We start from the raw sequence: 17,418 nt of genomic DNA, 5'->3' as shown, positions 1-17,418 counted from the left end.
AGGCTGATTACGTGTCATCATACTGATCTGGTGTCTCTTTCCCCCAAACAAAGCCCTGCAAGCGATGAACCCGCGCTGGCCGAGCGTTCGGAGAAGGCGACAGGCGATCACGCGCATCCCCTCGTAGGCTCGGAAGAGAGCCCCCCCCAACCACCACCCCGGCGAAGGCCGGGGCCCAATTGGGAAACTCGCGGTAACGAAGCGCGACGATCGCCTAACCCCTGTTTCCCCGCGAAGGCGGGGACCCAGTCTGGGTTCTCGCCTTCGCGGTAGAACAAGGAGGCAGGAGCTGAGACGTATCGCCCCGCCGCCCACCGCAGTCCCGACAACACCTGTCCTACATCCCAAACCCATGGCAAAGCGCCAGACACCCCAAAACTATCCCCTCCCACCGGACCTTCCACCGGACGAGACCGTTCCAAACCTGAACCTCAGAACCGCGCCCGCCAAATGTCTCCCAGCGTGTGAACTTCCTGCACTTCCAGCAGAAGAGCCACCCAGAAACAGAGCCTTAGCATGACCCTAGTCCCCGTCGCCGAAGCCCAGTCCCGCCTCTTCGCCATGGCCCCCCGCGTCGGCCGCGAGACCGTAACGTTGCGCGAAGCCGCCGGCCGCTGGGCGGCCGAGGACATCCTCGCCCGCCGCACGCAGCCCGCCGCAGACCTCTCCGCGATGGACGGCTACGCGATCCGTTACGCAGACCTCCCCGGCCCCTGGACCGTCATCGGCGAAAGCGCCGCCGGTCGCCCCTTCGCAGGCCAGGTCGCCAGCGGCCAAGCCACCCGCATCTTCACCGGCGCCGCCATGCCCGACGGCGCCGATACCGTCATGGTCCAGGAAGAAGCCGAACGCGACGGCGCGACGTTGATCCTAGCCGGCGAGGGCCCCCCGACGCTCGGCCGCAATACCCGCCGCAAGGGCCTCGACTTCTCGACCGGCACCCGCCTGATCGCCGCCGGCGACCGCCTCAGCCCCGCACGCATCGCCGTCGCCGCAACCGGCGGCCACGGCAGCCTCACCGTCAACCGCCGCGTCCGTGTCGCCGTCGCAGCCACCGGCGACGAACTCGTCCCCCCCGGCTCGACCACCGACGGCGTCGCGCTCCCCGAATCGAACGGCATCATGCTCGCCGCGATGCTCGCCGACATGCCCGTCGACATCATCGACCTCGGCATCCTCCCCGACAATCTCGAGATCCTCCGCGAAGCCTTCGCCAGCGTGCAGGCAGACCTGCTCGTCACCACCGGCGGCGCGTCGGTAGGTGACCACGACCTCGTCCGTCCGGCGATAGAAGCGGCCGGCGGGACCATCGATTTCTGGCGGATCGCGCTGCGCCCCGGCAAGCCGATGATGGCCGGCCGGATCGGCGAGATGATGGTGCTCGGCCTCCCCGGCAACCCGGTCTCCGCGTTCGTCACCGCGACGTTGTTCGTCAAACCCGTCGTCGCGCACATGGCCGGCGCACGCGACCCGCTCCCCCAGTCGACTCACGCGCTGCTCGGCGAAGACCTCCCCGCCAACAACGCCCGCACCGACTATCTCCGCGCCGAACTGCGCGACGGCAAAGCCTATGCCTCGACGATCCAGGACAGCTCAATGCTGCTCACGCTGGCCCGCTCGACCTGTCTCATCGTCCGCCCCGGCAACGCTCTGGTTGCAAAGACAGGCGAATCGGCGGAAATCCTCGTGATCGCGTGAAGCGAGCGCTTGACGGCGTTAATTATGTTCCATAGAAGTTCCCAGTCTGTTCCGGACGGAGAACCGCCATGCTCACGCGCAAGCAGCACGAACTCGTCTGCTTCATCAACGATCGCCTCAACGATACCGGCGTCTCGCCGTCGTTCGAGGAGATGAAGGATGCACTCGACCTCAAGTCGAAGTCGGGCGTCCACCGTCTGATCAGCGCGCTTGAGGAGCGCAACTTCATCCGCCGCCTGCCGAACCGCGCCCGCGCGCTCGAAGTGCTGCGCATGCCCGAACGCCCGGAAAAGAAGACGCCGTCCAAGCCGTCGAACGTCAAGGCCGCCCCCGCCGCCGCGACGCCGCTACCAGCCAACGACGTCATCGAGATCCCCCTCCACGGCCGCATCGCCGCGGGTGTCCCGATCGAGGCGTTCGAAGGCAGCACGATGCTCGCCGTCCCTGCTGCACTGCTAGGCACCGGCGAACATTACGCGCTTGAAGTCTCAGGCGACTCGATGGTCGAAGCCGGCATCCTCGACGGCGACTACGCCCTAATCCGCCGCACCGAAACGGCGCGAGACGGCGAGATCGTCGTGGCCCTGATCGAAGACAGCGAAGCAACGCTAAAATACTTCCGTCGCGAAGGCGCCATGGTCCGCCTCGACCCGGCAAACCGAGCCTACGACCCCCAACGCTACGCCCCCGCCCAAGTCCGCGTCCAAGGCAAACTCTCGGGCATCCTCCGCCGCTACGACTGAGCCGCGGAGACCGACCTGCGTTATCATCGCGCAGGCCGGTCTCTGTTTCAGCTGCTTAGGAAAAGTGCCCGCTCAAGCTGGTGAGTCAAGTCGCTCTCTCCCGCTAGCGACAGCGGCCGGTCTAATCGGCAAATTAAGCGATGTACTCGGAGTTGTCCGAGACAGTTCTTCGATATGCCCAAGCAAAGACCGCCAAGCGTCCGGAAGACTTTGTCCCGCTTCGATGCATAAGCGCGACCTCGACGCGAACCCCCAATATCTGTACCTCTGCGCCTCTGCGCGAACATATCGCCGTCCGTCCCCCGCGCAGCCGAAGAATTGGTTCGCGCGGAGACGCGGAGACGCGGAGGTGTTGTGTTCGGGGAGGGGTGAAGCTGTTCCAATGCCTTCGGCAGTGAGACTGAACAATAGCCAGCCCGATTCACCCGTCGTATCAAACTTCTCCGCGGCTCCGCGTCTCCGCGTGAACCAATTTTTCGCACTGCTATCGCATGTGACGACGGATGATTTTGTTCACGCGGAGGCGCAAAGGCGCGAAGATGTGGTGCTTAGGTTGGCGTCTATTTCTCTTGGCAGACCACCGAAAAACCGACGTCGGCTTATCGTTCATGAAGGTGTGAAGGTCTCCCGAATCGCATCACCTTCGCGCCTTTGCGCCTTCGCGTGAACATTTCTACTTTCAACGGCCTCGGCTGGCGCGAAACTCCGACGCGGCATCGTGAAACCGGACATGCCGCGGTCTAAACGAATATGTCGTACGTTCGAGAATGGGCGGATCGCGCCAGGGATGGCGATCGCCCGCGTTCAGGATCGTCACGACCGTCCCGCCCCCCAAGGTCAACGCGACGCCACCCGTCCGCCGTAGGACACGACGATCCAGTTTCAGCCACCGCGGCACACAGCGTCTAGGCAGACCGCGTTCGCTTACGACGATATCAGCGCTGCGGCAGGCGGCAAGGAACTCGGCGATCGGGACCATATAGGCGCTGCGGGTCGCCAGAATCCGCCACATTCGTCCTCGTCCAGCGATATCGGTGACGCAAAGATCGCGGCTGCACCGTGCGTCGGGTTGGTCCGCCAGCAGCAACGGCTCGCCATCCACCCCGCCATTCTCGGTGAGCATGTCGCGCGTATAGTCGCCCGCCCTGTCGCGCAGCATTGCCAGCCCCGCCGCGGTCCGCACAGCGACATGGCGACCGTCACCCGTCACCAGAACATCCGGCGGCGGCGTTGTGAGCGCCCAGATCGCACCGACCGTGAGCGGCAGCATACCCAACCGACGCCACTGCGTCCGCCACAGGGCAATCCAAATCCCCCCGACGATCATCAGCGCGAACGCCGCCGTCGGCATCGCAGGCAACGATCGAACCGAGCCGGGAGCGCTGGCGACGATATGCGCGAGCCACAGCAGCGCATCGAGCGAGCGCTGTACCAGCCACCAGATCGGCGTGCCCAGACCGCCCGCATCGAGAAGCAGTGCCAACGCTTCCAGCGGCATGACCACGAACGTCGTCAACGGGATCGCGACGATGTTGGCGAACGCGCCGTACAGCCCCGCCTTGTGGAAATGATAGACCGCGATCGGCATCAGCGCGATTTCGACCAGCAGGCCCGTCAACAGCAGCGATGCGACGTCGCGCGCGAGTTTGCGCCCGCGTCCCTCTTCATGCGGCCCGAAGAACGCGCGGATCACCGGATGTTCGTGCAGCGCCATGATCGCGGTGATCGCCGCGAACGATAGCTGGAAGCTCGGTCCCGCCGCCGATTCGGGCAGCGCGAGCATGACGCACGCCGCCCCCGCCGCGACGAGGCGCAAGGTCATCGCCTCGCGCCCCATCGCCAGCGCCGCCAACACGAGCAGCGCAGCGACGCACGACCGGATCGTCGGGACTTGGCTTCCGGTCATACTGTTATAGGAGTTGGGAGCCTCTTAACCCCTCCCAGCCCACAGAGGGCATATGACGTTACCGGCAACGATTTACGCGCGCTTTTCCAATGCGGATCAAGCGCAAGGCAACAGCAAAGCCCGACAGCTTACTCTATGCCGCGATATGCTCGGGCGGCATGGTTGGGAAGGCAGTCCAGATCGAGAACTTATAGATGAGGGTGTGTCCGCCTATAGCGGCGCAAACCGCGCGTCTGGCGGCCTCCTCCACACGTTCGAGCAAGAGGCTCTGGCAGGCCGTTACAAGAACGGCCATGTCCTCGTCGTCGAGAACTTAGATCGTATCAGCCGCCAGGGCTACGATGCCGTCTTGCCCTTTCTCCAGCAGCTAACCAGCCAGGGCGTGACCGTCGCGACCGTCGATGGTGATCGGGTTTATCCCGCCTACGAACGCGTCACGATGGTCAGCGTCATCGAAGCCGTCGTAAAGTCGGAATTGAGCCGCGAGGAAAGCGAGAAGAAGAGCCGACGCCTCAAAGCCGCCCAGAACAAACGGGTTAGCGATGCCCAGGTCAACGCCGGTCAGCATATCAGTTCGACAGCTACCGTTCCGGCCTGGATCGACACCAAGCGCATTAGCAAACCGTCAGAGCGTCCGATTTACCGCACGTCGCTTAACGAGGCTCGTGTTGCCGTCCTGCGCGAGATATTCCAGCTTACAATCGACGGGTTCGGAACTCCGGCCATTGCGAAAATTCTTAACGGCCGTGGTGAGCCTGTCTGGAAGCATCGTAATATCGCCAGCAAGAACGGCTGGACGGTTGGCTACCTGACCAAAATTGTACTCAATCGAGCGGTGATGGGTGAGTATCATCCCATGAACCGTCCGCGCAGTGGGGAGGCTACGAGCAAGGGTATCGCAGTACTCAACCACTATCCTCAAGGTATCGACCCAGTGACGTTCGCCAAGGCCGCCGCTGCGCGAGACAGTCGCAAGGGCACCAGCGGCGCGTGGCAAATTACGCACAACAATCTGTTCAGTGGCATCGCAAAGTGTGGCGTTTGCGGTGGTAGAATGAAACAGGAAGTGGTCGTTAGGAAGGGCGGCAATCGCCGAAATGGCAAGGATCGCGACGCTGTTTATCAAAGCAAACAGGACATCAGCTATCTCAAGTGCCACAACGCTCTAAACCGCGTATTCGATGAGGAGCGCGGTCTGCCCCGCTGCTCGAATCGCAATTGGGTTCGCTATGAGAAGCTGGAACAGGCTGTCGTCCAGTTCGCGGTAGGCTGGCTCGCACTCAACCGACAAAGCGCGCCATCGGCAGATATCGAAAGCATGGAAGTCAGCATTGCGGATGCTCGCCGCTTCCTCGCTGACAAACAGAAGCAAGCCGACAACGCGGCAGTTAGCTTCACCCGAACGGGCAGCACGACGATGGAGCGACTTATGCTTCAGTTAGAGGTCGAGGTTGCCGAGGATCAAAAAGCTATTCAGGTGATCGAACAGCAACTGTCGACCTTGCGTACCAGTGCGCCCCCCCCTGACTTCCTCAACCAGATTGAGCAGCAACGCACTGCCCTGTACAGCGACGATGAGACTGAGCGGACCACCACCCGCGTGGCGATGAAGCAAACCCTGGGAAGTCTAATCAAGTCGATGGAGTGCGACACCGAGCGCAACACCCATGTCATTCTTGCCGGAAACTCCCTGTTGGTCTCGTTCGACAACGAAGGCGAACTGATCGGAAACAAGATGGGTCAGGGAACAGTTCACCTCGGCCCTCACGGTGAAATTGACTGGCATCCCGACTTCCCGGATGTTGAGTACGAGATCCACCCGGAAGCTCTGTAAGGGGCAGACAGGAAGAGCGGGGCTTGGCTCCCCGCTCCTCTCATATGGCCCTGTGAGAGCGTCTGCGGGTTAGCAGCGGGGCAGCTTGTGGACGACAGCGCCGACATGGATGTTAAACACGCTGCGCTTGCGCTCGACGTAAACACGCGCACCTTCAAACGTAACTGCGAAAGCATCTTCCTCAAAATCCGCCGAGTAGTCGAACGTGTTGAGTGCGTAGTTAGAGAAAGCTGCGAGGTCTATCTGGTTAAGCATTTGGGCAACTCCTGTTTACCCACTCTATCAAGCACCAGAATACCAGAGTTGCGACCAAAGAATTGCCTATGTTGAAATCTTCTGGCTAGACCACAATTCTGGTTGCTCTCCACTTCAATTGGCTTCGTATGCCCTTGTGGCCAACAAGGAGTAAGCCACATGGAAGACAAACAGCCCCCCACCCTCAACGCAGAACAATTTGCGTTCGTGAACGTGCTGTCGGCGGAAGCCCTACAGCAACTCATCAACAACCATTTCGAGCAACAGCCCCTCAAGGGCACGCGCGGCGAACGTGACTTCCCGCCAGTATGTAAGCTGTTCCTACCCTGGACGTCCGGGACATGGCTGCTCACCGAACTAGACCCCGATGACGGGCTGGCGTTCGGGCTCGGCGATTTGGGCTTTGGTACGCCGGAACTCGGCTACATCAGCCTGGACGAGATATACGAGATAACCGGACCGGCTGGGCTCAAGGTCGAGCAAGACATTCACTTCAAGGCCAGCAAGCCCCTAAGCGAGTACGCCACGCAATCGCGCCAGGATGGTTTTATTAGAGCCTAAAGATTTTGAATAAATAGGAGTGCTCCACGACGGTTTGCGTCTTTGGTTCTCTCCTTAGTTGTTTTTGTAGTTGAAGCCCCAGCGGGACATGGCCGGGGCTTCAATTGCGTCAGCTTGCCGCGCGCTTCTCAGCGATCACCGCATCAATGTCCTGGGCAGAGAATTTGGAGCCAGCCTTCAATGCCGCCTCAATCTCCTCCAACGACCGCCCGTTGCTCAAGCTACGGCCCACGCTGCTACGCAGGTTGGACATGGGGCTACGTGCGCCGCGCTCACCGGACAAAGCACTGACGTTGCGTGACGCCTTTGGCGCGCTGAATGCGCTGCCAGCCTCATCGCCCTCAAGCGCGGCCTTGATCTCGTCATCCAGATCACCGGCCTGAACAGCAGCCTTCAAGCCTTCCAGGAACGTATCGAAGCGATCACCCGGCACGTAGTTGACGGCTTCGCCACCGATCAGCACCGGCTTGCCGTCGATCTTGGGGGAGAAGCTGACAGCACCATTGCTGCCAGTCTTCCAGCTACGCGTAGGCGGTGTCTCGCCAGCGGCGCGCTGCGCTGCCGCCTTGTCGATTACCTTCACCAGCTTGGCGCGGCCCTTCTCGGGCTTGTACACGGGCGCATTGAAGTGCGTGCCCAGTGCGTTGTCGATGAGTTCCAGAAATCCAGCCATGTTGCCCTCCTACGTTGATGCCGCGACACTTAGGCACGAGGAGTTACCGGCAAGTCAACAAAAAGGCCCCCGCAATGCGAGGGCCTGGGTAGTGGGAAGCGTTGCCCTTAGCTGGGCTTGCCGTCCTTTTTGGCAGCACGCGTCAGCTTGAGCTTGCTAGTGCGCTGCTCCTTCTTCTCCGTAAGTGTTACAAGCTGCGCATCGTACTCACCGCCCTTGATCCGATCGGCGTAATAATCCAGCGCTTCGATGAAGTTGGCTTTGGGCACGGTCATTTCCTTGACCTCGACGTCCCTGTCCTGGATTTTTGTCTGCTCCAGCGTGAGCGCCGTGTTGGACACTCGGATCGTGAACGCCACCTTGTCGGCTGCGATCTTAAAGTTGACCTTGCCCTCTGCGGCGTCCCCGGCCTTAAACTGCTCCTTCATCTTGTTGATGTTGTCCAGCGCAACTTGCCGGACAGTGCGGGCTGCGCCCTGCTTGCTGAACTCCGGGGCAAGCTGCGAGGGAACCAGCATCGAGGGGCTGAACTTGGTCATGTTGTCTAACTCCGATCTAGCAGTGCGTTTAGTTGCGCCCTGTTCCAATCGTATGTTGCCGTACTGCCAATAGAGCGAGCCGGAGATTTGCCAGCTTGATAACAAATGCGACCAACCGTTGGAACATCTGTAGTTCCATTAGGCCGGACCACCCTGCGGTTGTATTCGTGAACTACAAGCAGAGCACAGGGAGGACTACATGACCGCGCAGATAATCACGTTCCCAACTAAGGCAGCAAACGAAGCCCGACTGGCTGTCCTTGCTGGCGCACTCCAGCAGGCAGTGCCCTTGCCCAACCTAGATGTCGAACTTCAATTGCTGCTACAGATGGCGGAGCGCTCGCTTGCGCAGTTGGACGATAGCGCGGCTCTAGATGGCTTCCTGGCTCGCTTGGATATTTGGGACGCACAAACAGGCTGAGCCAGCCGCAAACTCCTCCCTCGATAAATAGGAGATAATAACAAACGAGGGAGAGCCGCATGGCAAAGCCGCTGTATCAAGAGATTACCACGGAGGTACTTCACAGCACCGCCACTATGGTCGCGGCGGGTCATCGCCACGGAACTATCATGATGAAGCTGGGCGTCAGCCTCGCTGGTATGCGCCGCATTCAACAGCGCGCCGATTGGCACTCCATCCTCGCAGGCAAAGAGGCAGCGCTGGCCTGCCTTATGCGAGGTGACACATGAGACGCTGTCAGAAAATGCCGCTTCCGAATGAACAAGCGGCCTTTGCCGTTGCTCGAAAGATGGGCCGCAAAGGCAAGTTCGTTCAACCGTATTTTTGTCTGGAGTGTAAGCGGTGGCACACAGGTACATCGAAGAGATTGCGGAGTAAGCGACTTGACGCCCTTTTTGACCAGATCGCGCAGGAATTGCGCGGAGGTGAGGTTTGATCCGCCCTCATGCCGCATTCGACGTTCAAACCACCCTAAGCCGTATCACCCGCTTGCGCGTTGATACTCGCCAACTAGATGGCCAGGAAGTCCACTACACGATCGGGTTCAAATGGGACTTGGTCTTGGACGAAGACGACCTAGGCAAGCTCTACAATGCTACGGACAGCGACAGCGAGTTTCGCGCCGCTTTCGAGGTAATGAAGCCCCGGTGCCTCACCTACAGCGTGTTCCGAGCCAGCCGTTGAGCCAGCAGCTTTACAAGGCAGTATTGCGTGGCACGGTCGTTCGCAACGACAGAATGCCCGACATAGCATGGCTGGCCAACCAAGCCCGCGCAACCTCGCTGATCCGCAAAGCGTGCTGCTGGATTCTGGACCACAACAAGGAAGCGGACTTCGTTCAAAGCTACAACAACGCGGACGCCCATACGTGCGAGGCAGTAATCGTATTGCGTGATCGAGATACCGCGTTGATGCTGAAACTGGCCCTGAGTTAGTCTTACCTTGGCAAGCTAGCAAAATATTCAGTCGCGTCTTTCTCGGGCGTGTTGCCGTTGAATACGGGATAGTAGGCGTTCGCGGGTTCTGGGTGGCAGATAAACCGGTGAACAGTTTCCTGGCTTGATCCGGGAATGACGTCGCTAAACGGCTGCGACCCGCTAAGAACCTGAGTGGTTCCGTCCTGCGAGTAGTTGACCATCGTCTTGATCCGCATCTGTGGCTCATTGCCACAACGGACTTCCTCCAGAAACTTGGTGTGCCTCAGCCGGATAGGTCGCTTCGCGTCGATGGCCTCGTAGACATCCACCCAGGCCCTGGCTCGACCGCTGGCGTCCACGTCGGCAATCGTGTCGCGATCCAGGTAGAACCGAATTGTCTTTAGCCCGCTGTGGACGCTGCTTACGTAGAAGAAGTCTCTCTCGGCATTACGAGCTCGAACCTCGTCGTCATGCTCCTGCGTGACCTCCGACATGGATTTTTGCGCACAGACAGGATTGGTTGCCACGCAGATCACTAATACTGCCACGCCAATCACTCGCATTTTTTTGCCCCCTCGGCATTGCTGATCGCCTCGCGCATTTGCTCGGCTTTGACTTTTAGGCGTTCTACCTCAGCCTTTTCCCACTCATTGCCCGCGCTGGCATAATAGATGGTCGTGATGTCGATGGGGTTGCGCCCCAGCTTTAATATGACCTCGCTGCGGAATGAACCGCTGCCGCGAATATCGTTTGGCCCCATCGACTCCACGCATAGAGCGCCGGTGTCGGCCTCGATCCAATATACCAGCGCCGTGTCTTTGCTCATGCGACCCGAATATCATACACCGGTCAGCCAGCCGACCGTTTAAGTGTTAACGCGACGACGACCGCCTCAATCGTTGACTGGAACGAAGCCTCTCTCAAATGGCAACCGCAATTCCACTTGGCTCTCCTCGGCACGACGGCGAACATCACGCACGATAAGACGATCAACACGATGCGCTTGCTCGTAGAATTTGGCACTCAGCGGACTGCTGACGATGTGGGCTTGTTTGTCGGCCTTGAGATAACGGATGGCACGACGATCGGGCAGACCGGATACGTTGGGTTGGGTGAACAAGGGCAAGGGCTCACCGTCTCGGATAGCGGCCCAGTATGCGCGCAAGTCCAAAACGGTGTGATTGCTGGATAGGTTCTCGGTTGGCGAGGAATAAGTTGTCATATGCGTAATTATCGCGCGGACCGGTCGCGTGCCCAGCCACCTAGTTCCTAGCCTACATTCGCTTGATGAGACTGACGATCCAGTTCATCGCCTCGTTTATGGCCCAATCGGTTTGCTGCGCGGATAGCAGAGGCATGGGTTTGTTGCCCGATCCATGACCAAAGGGATTGCGGACCTTGCTGAACAGGTTGACCAGCATGTCACTTTCCCAAACGTCAATGAAGCGAACACCATCAATCTGACGCACCAGATTGCTCACATAGGCGGCTGCGCCATTCTCGGTGCCAATGGATCGACCCTTGGCGTCCGAAATGATTTTGACGACACTTTCCAAGGCTTTGAGCGCAGCAAAGTGAGCATCCGGCAGTCCCGCGTCCCTTGTGTCCAGAGCCTTCTTCATATCCGTGTCCACATTCTTCCACATGGGATCAGACACAATTGCCCAGAACGGCTTGCTGACATGCTGAGATAGAAGTGGATTGTGAACCGCCTGGATAAGTCCGTTGTGATACTCCAAGGGAATGCGGTTGATTGAAAAACGCTCGTTGAGTTCATCAACGGTTTGCTGGAGTACGTGGTCTACTTTGACGCGATCGACCCGCAACACGGGTGCTTCCAGAATATCGATGTAGATAGCCCGCTCTTCTTGAACCTTTTTGTCGCTGAGTACAGCGGCATGTAGCCGTCGTTCGTAGCTTTCGTCATAGTCCCGCTTGAAGTCGGCAAAGGACGCAAGCACCTGTTCAACCAGAGAAAGACGCTCCGCTAGCCAGTTATTAGGGCCTTGCTGCTGACTTGGATGGATATTCATAAACTCGGTGTAGACGGTATCCCACGCTTTGGAACCAACAGTGCGTCCAGGTACGTTGCGGATGGCAAAGTGACGCTTGACCAGTTCGTTGGTGCCAAGTTCGAGAGCGAGCCGATCATGCGCTGCCTGTAGAGCTTTGTTACGCTCTTCATAACGAATGGCACCCTCCCCGTTCAACCAAAGATCATGCGTGATCAGCCGGAACGCTTGAAAGACAAAAGCGCGTACTCGCTGATCCACAATGCCAATAACTTGGAGGTTTGGATAGCGGCGGTAGAAGACTTCGGTGATCAACTGAGCGCACTCCGAGTTTGGTCAGAAGGGAAAGCTGGCGGCAGATACCAGACGAAGGGACTTGCCCTCCGCTTATCGATATCACACGACCCGGCGCATTTTCATAATGCTATCTGGGCTATAGAGCAGTTCCAGAAGTTTATTGGAGCAGTTTTTCAGCGATACCACATGATGCTCTCGAACAGCGGGCTTGTAGTCGCCTATAAGTGGCACGGCTGAGTTTCCAGCCAGCTCACGTGCCTCGTGCGCCTTTTCAACTACACTGATAAAGCTTTTGCGCACATTGTAGTTGGAAAGGATGTGCCAAACAGGATGCTCGGCTTTGACCAGGATCATGTTGGCCGAGACGGTATCGTTATCCAGTATGCCGGGCTCTACTAACGCATCAACGGTCTGACGAATGGCATAGGCCAACTGATCAATGGAGGGAGGGTTGAGGCTCTTACGCTCCGAGGGCTGCGCATTTTCAATGACGGAACCCAGTATGCTTTCGCTGGGCTTGGCTTCGTCGAGTCCCCGTTGATACGCAGCAGCAATGCGACGTTCGAATGTCCATCGGGTAATGCGATAGCTCAGGAATCCAAACACCACGGCGGTTAGAAGGAATAGGACGAGCCGCTTGCTGAGGAAGTTACCAAGGCCGACGGGGATGGCGGCAAAGAAGGGCGACCAGCTCTCAGTGTTGGCTTGAGCGGTAGGGTAACTGGTTGCCACGACTAATGCGAATATGGAAATCACGACTGGGATGGACCACAACAACGCTTTCCAGACGATCTTCATGCTTGCCCCTTTGTGCCCACCGCTTGCCACCTTACCGATTAAATATAGGCATGGCCAAGAAAACACAGACAACTCAGACCGTATCCACGCTTTCCACCGTTATTATGCCGCCAAAAGCGGCTACGGGCACCCCTGCGAAAACCAACCCTAATCAGGCACAGGTTGCTCTAGCGCCCAAGGTAACGAACCTCATCGCCAGTGTGACACGCAGCCGCCCCGGCCAGCCCACAAAGCGCAACGCCCAGATCGAAGAGGAATTGTTACAGCGGATCGCCAGCGGGGAAACGATGGTCGCGGTATGCCAGGACGACCACATGCCCGGCTACAGCACCATACAGGCATGGTGTAAGGGCGACCCCTCATTGCTTGAAGCCATCAACGACGCTTACGAATGGCATGCCCGTGTTCTGGATGACATCGTGGACGATATGCTGGCTGGTGGCCCGACGAGTACGGGGGACTTCCGCCGCGATGAAGCAAGGGCCGGTCATATCCGTTGGCGCTTGGGCAAGCTCAACAAGAGGTTCCGCGACAAGCAGGAGGTGGAGCAGACGTTGCGCGTACAAACGCCCGTCATGCCAGACTGGTTCTTCTCCAACGTCGTAGATGGACAGCTAACCGATGGCAGCGATCCTACTATTTGAGCAAGCGAGCGATACTTGCTGGATACCAAGTGCCGCCCCGTGCTGTCGTTATGTGGAGGGCGTTAAGGTGGTCGGCTATTGCTTGGAGTGTTGATGCCCCGGCTACTCGGGCAGCTTCCACATGGGGCATTAGCGCAGCGCGCCGGTCCACCGCCCTCGCCCCACGTACTGCCATGCTTCTCTGACGCCCAACGGCGCTCACTGCGGGCAAGTTGCCCCGATCACCCCCAAGGATGCGTCCACGGGCTCGGGCTGCTGTGAGAGCTTCTTTGGTGCGCTTGCTGATGACCTCCCTCTCCCACTGCGCCAACTGCGCCATCATCCCTACTGTTAGTCGATCGGCGTGCGGCATGTCCGCGAACACAACGGATTGTCCGCTATCCATAAGCGTATTGAGGAAGGCCGCGTTGCGGCTAAGTCGGTCCAGCTTCGCAACGACGAGCGTGGCTCCGGTAAGCTTGGAGTAGGCCAGTGCCGCTTGTAGCTGCTGGCGATCGTTGCGCTTCCCGCTTTCCACTTCTGTGTACGATGCGATTGGCTCGACACCAGCGAGGTAGCGCAGCACGGCGCACTGCTGGGCTTCCAATCCCAGGCCACTTGCTCCCTGTTTGGCAGTGCTGACCCGATAGTATGCGACGAAGTTCATCTTTACACCTTGAAGCATTGCCCGTTGCTTCAATGCGTAAAGCCGCTGCCACAGATGTACGACCACTCAATGGGGCTCATTACGACGTCTCATTGGCGCAGAAGCAGCAGGTATGCTGATGGGGCGCTTTGACCCTGTGTGGGCGTCTGCGGGGCGGCATGACCCTGCCCAGACCCAGGGGGTATATACCCTCGCCCCTGTGGAGGGTGGGTGTGGGGCTAGAAATGGATTTTCACCATTTCAGGATCCAGTCTCGTCCAGATTTTTCTTCAACCGCATCGAAACTGAGGTATCGTGCGGCATGACAGTAGAACGCTCACTTTACGCCGTATCCTTCGACACTTTGCCAGATTGGCCTTGTCCAACGTGTGGCAAGGGACATCTAAAGTCGAACAAAGACTCCTTGCTCAACAAGGAAACAGGTCCGAGTAAAACTGCTCAAGACGATCCGTCCTGGGACCCCGAATGGATCGAGCGGCGTTTTGCGGGCATCCTTGAGTGTAATTTCGAAAACTGCGGCGAGCTAGTTGCCATACTGGGCAACAAGTATGTCCAGGAGCAGCATGAACAAGATGCTTATGGACAATGGAGCCAAACCTACGGCGAGGTTTTTAGGCCGCTGGCACTTCTGCCCGCGCCCCTTCCCATCAGGCCCGCCTCTGACACCCCCGATCTGGTAAAAGCTGCTCTTCGCGAGGCCGCAGGTCTAATTTGGCAGAGCGCCGAAGGTGCTGCGAACCAAGTGCGCCAAGCGGTGGAGCATCTTATGGACGAGCATGGCGTAACCAAGTCTGCGCCGGGGGCATTCAAAACGCTGGACAGTCGTATCAAGGAATTTGAATTAAAGGACCCGAAAAATGCCGAGATATTGCTAGCTGTAAAGTGGCTGGGCAACAGTGGAAGCCACGCGGGCGGTCTAACCCGCGATGACGTTTTCGATGCGTTTGATATGGTCGAATTGGTCCTGAATAACCTTTACGACACCACAACCGCCGACATCATGGCCAAGGTCAAGGCAATTAACAATCACAAGGGACCCGTGAAGCCCACCCCCTGATGCGTGTTATGCTAGACAGCTCTTTGACTCGCATTTAGCCTAGACCGTATGTGGCCATTCAAGAAAAAGCCGTCTCCCGCAGACGCAGCTATCGCGGTGATGGACGACGCTATCGACTTCGCGGCGGACCGCTGGCTTTACTTCTGCCGCGCGCTGCCCATGAGGGCGGACGTGCCGTTAGTAGATCGCATCGGCTCGTTCTTCGTACCGTTCGAAGACGGACTAAAGGCCAACTTCCCTGCCCTCGCTAAAGCGCCTGGCCCCCTGCCCCTCTTGATCGTTGCTTTTGGCATCAAGCAGTCAGGTACCCACACCCAAGCGCAGATCGAACAGGCGCTTGGCCTGGAAATGCCAAACCGCTAACCCTTCCCGAGCCATTTTGGTCGCTTTTCAAACGATGTCGCATCGTTGGCTGCGATCACAATGCGACTGCCTCCTATCGTCTTGAGCTCCAACCAGATGTAGGGCCGTTTCAGGCGACCTAGAAAACGGGTCGTCATACCCGCCCCTTCCGCAATCTTGTCGGCGCGGTACTTGGCGAGGGGAAAGGTGCTTACGCTCGCGGCCTTCAGTTCCATTGGATAGCTACCGTCCGTCACCTCGACGTAATCGAATGCGTAACCAAAGGCTTCACGTTTTAAGAAATTGCCACGCAGAAATCGGGCCTTCACCAGATAAGCTGGTACGTTCGATGAATTCTGGACGGTGAGGAACGGCTCCTCGGTCTCTCCGTGATACCCATGCGTCCACTGCCACGTCACGGCAGCACGAAGGCGTTCCTTACCTTGCTGACGAAAGCTCCAAAGGCCCGCGAAGGCACCGACGAAGCTGGACAGCAGTATCGGCCCAACTAGCTTGGCCGCTGGAATCACCCAAACAGGCGTATCAATAGAAATCTGCGACATCACGATTTCTTGTTTTCGGCAGATTGTTTCATCAAGCCTAACACGACATCCAACGGATTAATTTCATGAGAGCGCATCTTTTCGAGGAGCCAATCTGATTTACGTTTCTCTTCGGCTTGTACCTCTGGAGGAAGCAACGCGAACTGCCTACGATACTCCGCAACCTCTAATTCCTCCTCGATTGCCATCTGCGCCTCGTGCGCGCGCTCCCTGACGGCCTCCTCCGCTTCCCATCGTTCATGCTCACGGCGGGACTGCTCCTCGTCGCGTCTCGCTTGAGCAGCTTCCTCCTTGCGATAAGCTTTGAACGAGGGAAGATCACGCGGCCAAGGTACTCGACCAGCTGTCGCACGCATTGCGGCCACCTCTTGTAGAACTTCCTTCTCGACCGCAATGAGGTTTGCGCACGCCTCATCAAGGAAGGCTTCTTTTGCGCCGTCCTTACGCTCGTAATACTCCAGCTTCTCTCTTGCTCGTTCGATCGTCGTCTGAACTGGGTAGGACAGTACGTCGTGGCCGCGGTAATGGCGCGCAGCGAACGCGGCGGGATCGGCGTCGAATTCGTCCACCCACTTTTGTGACGAAGCGCGGTTATGTTCTCGGGCCATAACGTCAAGCCGAGCTTGGCGGACCTTTTCTTGGGCACCCCGAATCCTCGCCGCCAGGCGCTTTGGTAAGTCAGGGCGCTTCGCCATCGATTTTTCGACCACTTACTTTGTTTCTTGGCCCAAGCGCCAGACCGTAACCTCGTTCTTCAACCGGTTCACGATCAGCGTCATGTCCGCACCAGGGAAATAATAGGCGTCATGAAGATGGGACATGTCAGAATGACGTTTCTCGGCCTTCCCAAGCCGCCTCTCAAAATCGGCCTTGTCCCAAGGGGTGCGCGCGATGACATTGAGCATCACCCACTTTTGCCTCTCCCTAAGCAGCGTGGCGTTTTTGGCCGTTCCGCCGCTACCGTCTAGCTTGAACACTACCTTGGCTTCCAGCGGCGGAGCGCTAGCAGCCAGCGCGTTGCCTTCGGCACCCCACTTCGGATAAAAATTCACGGACGCCTCGTAATCAGCAGCCGGAAGAGGCTTGTCAGCTAGCGCAGTGTCGAGGATCACCACGGTACTCGGCTTGTTCAACGTAACGTGTTCGCCCTGATAGCCGATGTAAACATCCTGACCTTTCTGACCGACTAGATCTACCGATGTGGCGACCTGAATTGGCAGCGGCATGTTTGTGGTGATCGTAAATTCGACCCGATGCTTGTCTAGCGCGCGTGGCGCAACATTCAGGACGGGCTTCGCCGGCAGCGCAGCCGACGGCAAATCAGACCTGTTCTCGGTGACTTGATCAGTCGCTTTTCCGCACCCAGCCAGCCCGCTCACACCAAAGCCAACCAATGCGGCGAACGATAGGCTCTTTGCCCCCATGCTCACCACTCCCCGCTTGGGTTGGCAACGTGCCGTCATTATCATCCCC

At 58.4% G+C, this 17,418-nt stretch carries 24 protein-coding genes; 11 read left to right on the top strand and 13 right to left on the bottom strand.

Annotated features, from left to right (window positions below):
- Positions 1 to 516: 516 nt before the first annotated feature.
- Together C8J42_RS08135 and lexA are read left to right on the top strand one after the other, a co-directional pair.
- A complete protein-coding gene (locus C8J42_RS08135) occupies positions 517 to 1,698 on the top strand; it encodes a molybdopterin molybdotransferase MoeA (protein WP_133019589.1) in 1,182 nt (393 codons plus the stop codon).
- A gap of 68 nt (positions 1,699 to 1,766) precedes the next feature.
- The gene (lexA, locus tag C8J42_RS08130; protein WP_133019588.1) at positions 1,767 to 2,441 is read left to right on the top strand and encodes a transcriptional repressor LexA; all 675 of its coding nucleotides are present in this window, start codon (positions 1,767 to 1,769) and stop codon (positions 2,439 to 2,441) included.
- A gap of 679 nt (positions 2,442 to 3,120) precedes the next feature.
- Here the strand turns inward: lexA and C8J42_RS08125 are convergent.
- On the bottom strand, positions 3,121 to 4,347 hold the full coding sequence (locus tag C8J42_RS08125; protein WP_133019587.1) for a ComEC/Rec2 family competence protein: 1,227 nt from the start codon (positions 4,345 to 4,347) through the stop codon (positions 3,121 to 3,123).
- A gap of 52 nt (positions 4,348 to 4,399) precedes the next feature.
- Between C8J42_RS08125 and C8J42_RS08120 the strand changes: the two genes are divergently transcribed.
- A complete protein-coding gene (locus C8J42_RS08120) occupies positions 4,400 to 6,181 on the top strand; it encodes a recombinase family protein (RefSeq protein WP_133019586.1) in 1,782 nt (593 codons plus the stop codon).
- 69 nt (positions 6,182 to 6,250) lie between these two features.
- Here C8J42_RS08120 and C8J42_RS08115 read toward each other — a convergent pair whose 3' ends face one another.
- Positions 6,251 to 6,436, bottom strand: a complete 186-nt coding sequence (locus tag C8J42_RS08115; protein WP_133019585.1) for a hypothetical protein — start codon at positions 6,434 to 6,436, stop codon at positions 6,251 to 6,253.
- Positions 6,437 to 6,595: 159 nt separating this feature from the next.
- Here C8J42_RS08115 and C8J42_RS08110 point away from each other — a divergent pair, with 159 nt between their 5' ends.
- Positions 6,596 to 6,997, top strand: a complete 402-nt coding sequence (locus C8J42_RS08110) for a DUF2958 domain-containing protein (protein ID WP_133019584.1) — start codon at positions 6,596 to 6,598, stop codon at positions 6,995 to 6,997.
- A gap of 109 nt (positions 6,998 to 7,106) precedes the next feature.
- On the opposite strand, the gene C8J42_RS08105 is transcribed toward C8J42_RS08110, so the two are convergent.
- Both C8J42_RS08105 and C8J42_RS08100 read right to left on the bottom strand, forming a co-directional pair.
- Positions 7,107 to 7,670, bottom strand: a complete 564-nt coding sequence (locus C8J42_RS08105; RefSeq protein ID WP_133019583.1) for a hypothetical protein — start codon at positions 7,668 to 7,670, stop codon at positions 7,107 to 7,109.
- Positions 7,671 to 7,777: 107 nt separating this feature from the next.
- On the bottom strand, positions 7,778 to 8,209 hold the full coding sequence (locus C8J42_RS08100) for a hypothetical protein (RefSeq protein ID WP_133019582.1): 432 nt from the start codon (positions 8,207 to 8,209) through the stop codon (positions 7,778 to 7,780).
- 199 nt (positions 8,210 to 8,408) lie between these two features.
- Between C8J42_RS08100 and C8J42_RS08095 the strand changes: the two genes are divergently transcribed.
- From C8J42_RS08095 to C8J42_RS08080, 4 genes are all read left to right on the top strand, one after another.
- Positions 8,409 to 8,630 (top strand): hypothetical protein, encoded by a 222-nt coding sequence (locus C8J42_RS08095; protein WP_133019581.1) that lies wholly within the window; start codon positions 8,409 to 8,411, stop codon positions 8,628 to 8,630.
- 59 nt (positions 8,631 to 8,689) lie between these two features.
- Positions 8,690 to 8,899, top strand: a complete 210-nt coding sequence (locus C8J42_RS08090; RefSeq protein WP_133019580.1) for a hypothetical protein — start codon at positions 8,690 to 8,692, stop codon at positions 8,897 to 8,899.
- Positions 8,900 to 9,158: 259 nt separating this feature from the next.
- Entirely contained in the window at positions 9,159 to 9,353 is a 195-nt protein-coding gene (locus C8J42_RS08085; RefSeq protein ID WP_133019579.1) for a hypothetical protein, read from the top strand.
- Positions 9,350 to 9,604, top strand: coding sequence for a hypothetical protein (locus C8J42_RS08080; protein ID WP_133019578.1), 255 nt, complete (start codon positions 9,350 to 9,352; stop codon positions 9,602 to 9,604). Before C8J42_RS08085 ends, C8J42_RS08080 begins: the two co-directional genes overlap by 4 nt.
- Positions 9,605 to 9,606: 2 nt before the next feature.
- Here C8J42_RS08080 and C8J42_RS08075 read toward each other — a convergent pair whose 3' ends face one another.
- The 5 genes from C8J42_RS08075 to C8J42_RS08055 all read right to left on the bottom strand — a co-directional run bounded on the left by C8J42_RS08075 (position 9,607) and on the right by C8J42_RS08055 (position 12,693).
- Positions 9,607 to 10,149 carry a surface-adhesin E family protein gene (locus C8J42_RS08075; protein WP_133019577.1) on the bottom strand — a complete coding sequence of 181 codons (543 nt, stop codon included), beginning with the start codon at positions 10,147 to 10,149 and terminating at the stop codon, positions 9,607 to 9,609.
- Entirely contained in the window at positions 10,140 to 10,412 is a 273-nt protein-coding gene (locus tag C8J42_RS08070) for a hypothetical protein (RefSeq protein WP_133019576.1), read from the bottom strand. Before C8J42_RS08070 ends, C8J42_RS08075 begins: the two co-directional genes overlap by 10 nt.
- Before the next feature lie 66 nt (positions 10,413 to 10,478).
- Positions 10,479 to 10,808: a hypothetical protein gene (locus C8J42_RS08065; protein ID WP_133019575.1), complete on the bottom strand. Its 330-nt coding sequence runs from the start codon at positions 10,806 to 10,808 to the stop codon at positions 10,479 to 10,481.
- A 52-nt stretch (positions 10,809 to 10,860) separates the two neighbouring features.
- Positions 10,861 to 11,913 carry a hypothetical protein gene (locus tag C8J42_RS08060; RefSeq protein ID WP_133019574.1) on the bottom strand — a complete coding sequence of 351 codons (1,053 nt, stop codon included), beginning with the start codon at positions 11,911 to 11,913 and terminating at the stop codon, positions 10,861 to 10,863.
- A gap of 81 nt (positions 11,914 to 11,994) precedes the next feature.
- Positions 11,995 to 12,693, bottom strand: coding sequence for a hypothetical protein (locus tag C8J42_RS08055; RefSeq protein ID WP_133019573.1), 699 nt, complete (start codon positions 12,691 to 12,693; stop codon positions 11,995 to 11,997).
- A 50-nt stretch (positions 12,694 to 12,743) separates the two neighbouring features.
- Here C8J42_RS08055 and C8J42_RS08050 point away from each other — a divergent pair, with 50 nt between their 5' ends.
- Positions 12,744 to 13,337 (top strand): hypothetical protein, encoded by a 594-nt coding sequence (locus tag C8J42_RS08050; protein ID WP_133019572.1) that lies wholly within the window; start codon positions 12,744 to 12,746, stop codon positions 13,335 to 13,337.
- Here C8J42_RS08050 and C8J42_RS08045 read toward each other — a convergent pair.
- Positions 13,330 to 13,983 carry a recombinase family protein gene (locus C8J42_RS08045; protein ID WP_165895457.1) on the bottom strand — a complete coding sequence of 218 codons (654 nt, stop codon included), beginning with the start codon at positions 13,981 to 13,983 and terminating at the stop codon, positions 13,330 to 13,332. The two genes, C8J42_RS08050 and C8J42_RS08045, sit on opposite strands and share 8 nt — an antisense overlap.
- A 403-nt stretch (positions 13,984 to 14,386) precedes the next feature.
- Between C8J42_RS08045 and C8J42_RS08040 the strand changes: the two genes are divergently transcribed.
- Both C8J42_RS08040 and C8J42_RS08035 read left to right on the top strand, forming a co-directional pair.
- A complete protein-coding gene (locus C8J42_RS08040; RefSeq protein ID WP_165895456.1) occupies positions 14,387 to 15,040 on the top strand; it encodes a DUF4145 domain-containing protein in 654 nt (217 codons plus the stop codon).
- Between the two features lie 48 nt (positions 15,041 to 15,088).
- A complete protein-coding gene (locus tag C8J42_RS08035) occupies positions 15,089 to 15,403 on the top strand; it encodes a hypothetical protein (protein WP_165895455.1) in 315 nt (104 codons plus the stop codon).
- Here C8J42_RS08035 and C8J42_RS08030 read toward each other — a convergent pair.
- Genes C8J42_RS08030 through C8J42_RS08020 form a run of 3 tightly spaced genes read right to left on the bottom strand, consistent with a single transcriptional unit; the run spans position 15,400 to position 17,369 of the window.
- The gene (locus C8J42_RS08030) at positions 15,400 to 15,945 is read right to left on the bottom strand and encodes a hypothetical protein (protein ID WP_133019569.1); all 546 of its coding nucleotides are present in this window, start codon (positions 15,943 to 15,945) and stop codon (positions 15,400 to 15,402) included. The two genes, C8J42_RS08035 and C8J42_RS08030, sit on opposite strands and share 4 nt — an antisense overlap.
- Positions 15,945 to 16,640 carry a hypothetical protein gene (locus C8J42_RS08025; RefSeq protein WP_165895454.1) on the bottom strand — a complete coding sequence of 232 codons (696 nt, stop codon included), beginning with the start codon at positions 16,638 to 16,640 and terminating at the stop codon, positions 15,945 to 15,947. The genes C8J42_RS08030 and C8J42_RS08025 overlap by 1 nt, the downstream gene beginning before the upstream one ends.
- A 15-nt stretch (positions 16,641 to 16,655) precedes the next feature.
- The gene (locus tag C8J42_RS08020; RefSeq protein ID WP_133019567.1) at positions 16,656 to 17,369 is read right to left on the bottom strand and encodes a hypothetical protein; all 714 of its coding nucleotides are present in this window, start codon (positions 17,367 to 17,369) and stop codon (positions 16,656 to 16,658) included.
- Positions 17,370 to 17,418: the final 49 nt, after the last annotated feature.

Origin of the sequence: Sphingomonas sp. PP-CE-1A-559 (assembly GCF_004340965.1) — a bacterium.
Lineage (GTDB): Bacteria > Pseudomonadota > Alphaproteobacteria > Sphingomonadales > Sphingomonadaceae > Sphingomonas.
Note: the sequence above shows the minus strand (reverse complement) of the source record. Positions and strands in the feature narration are given on the sequence as shown.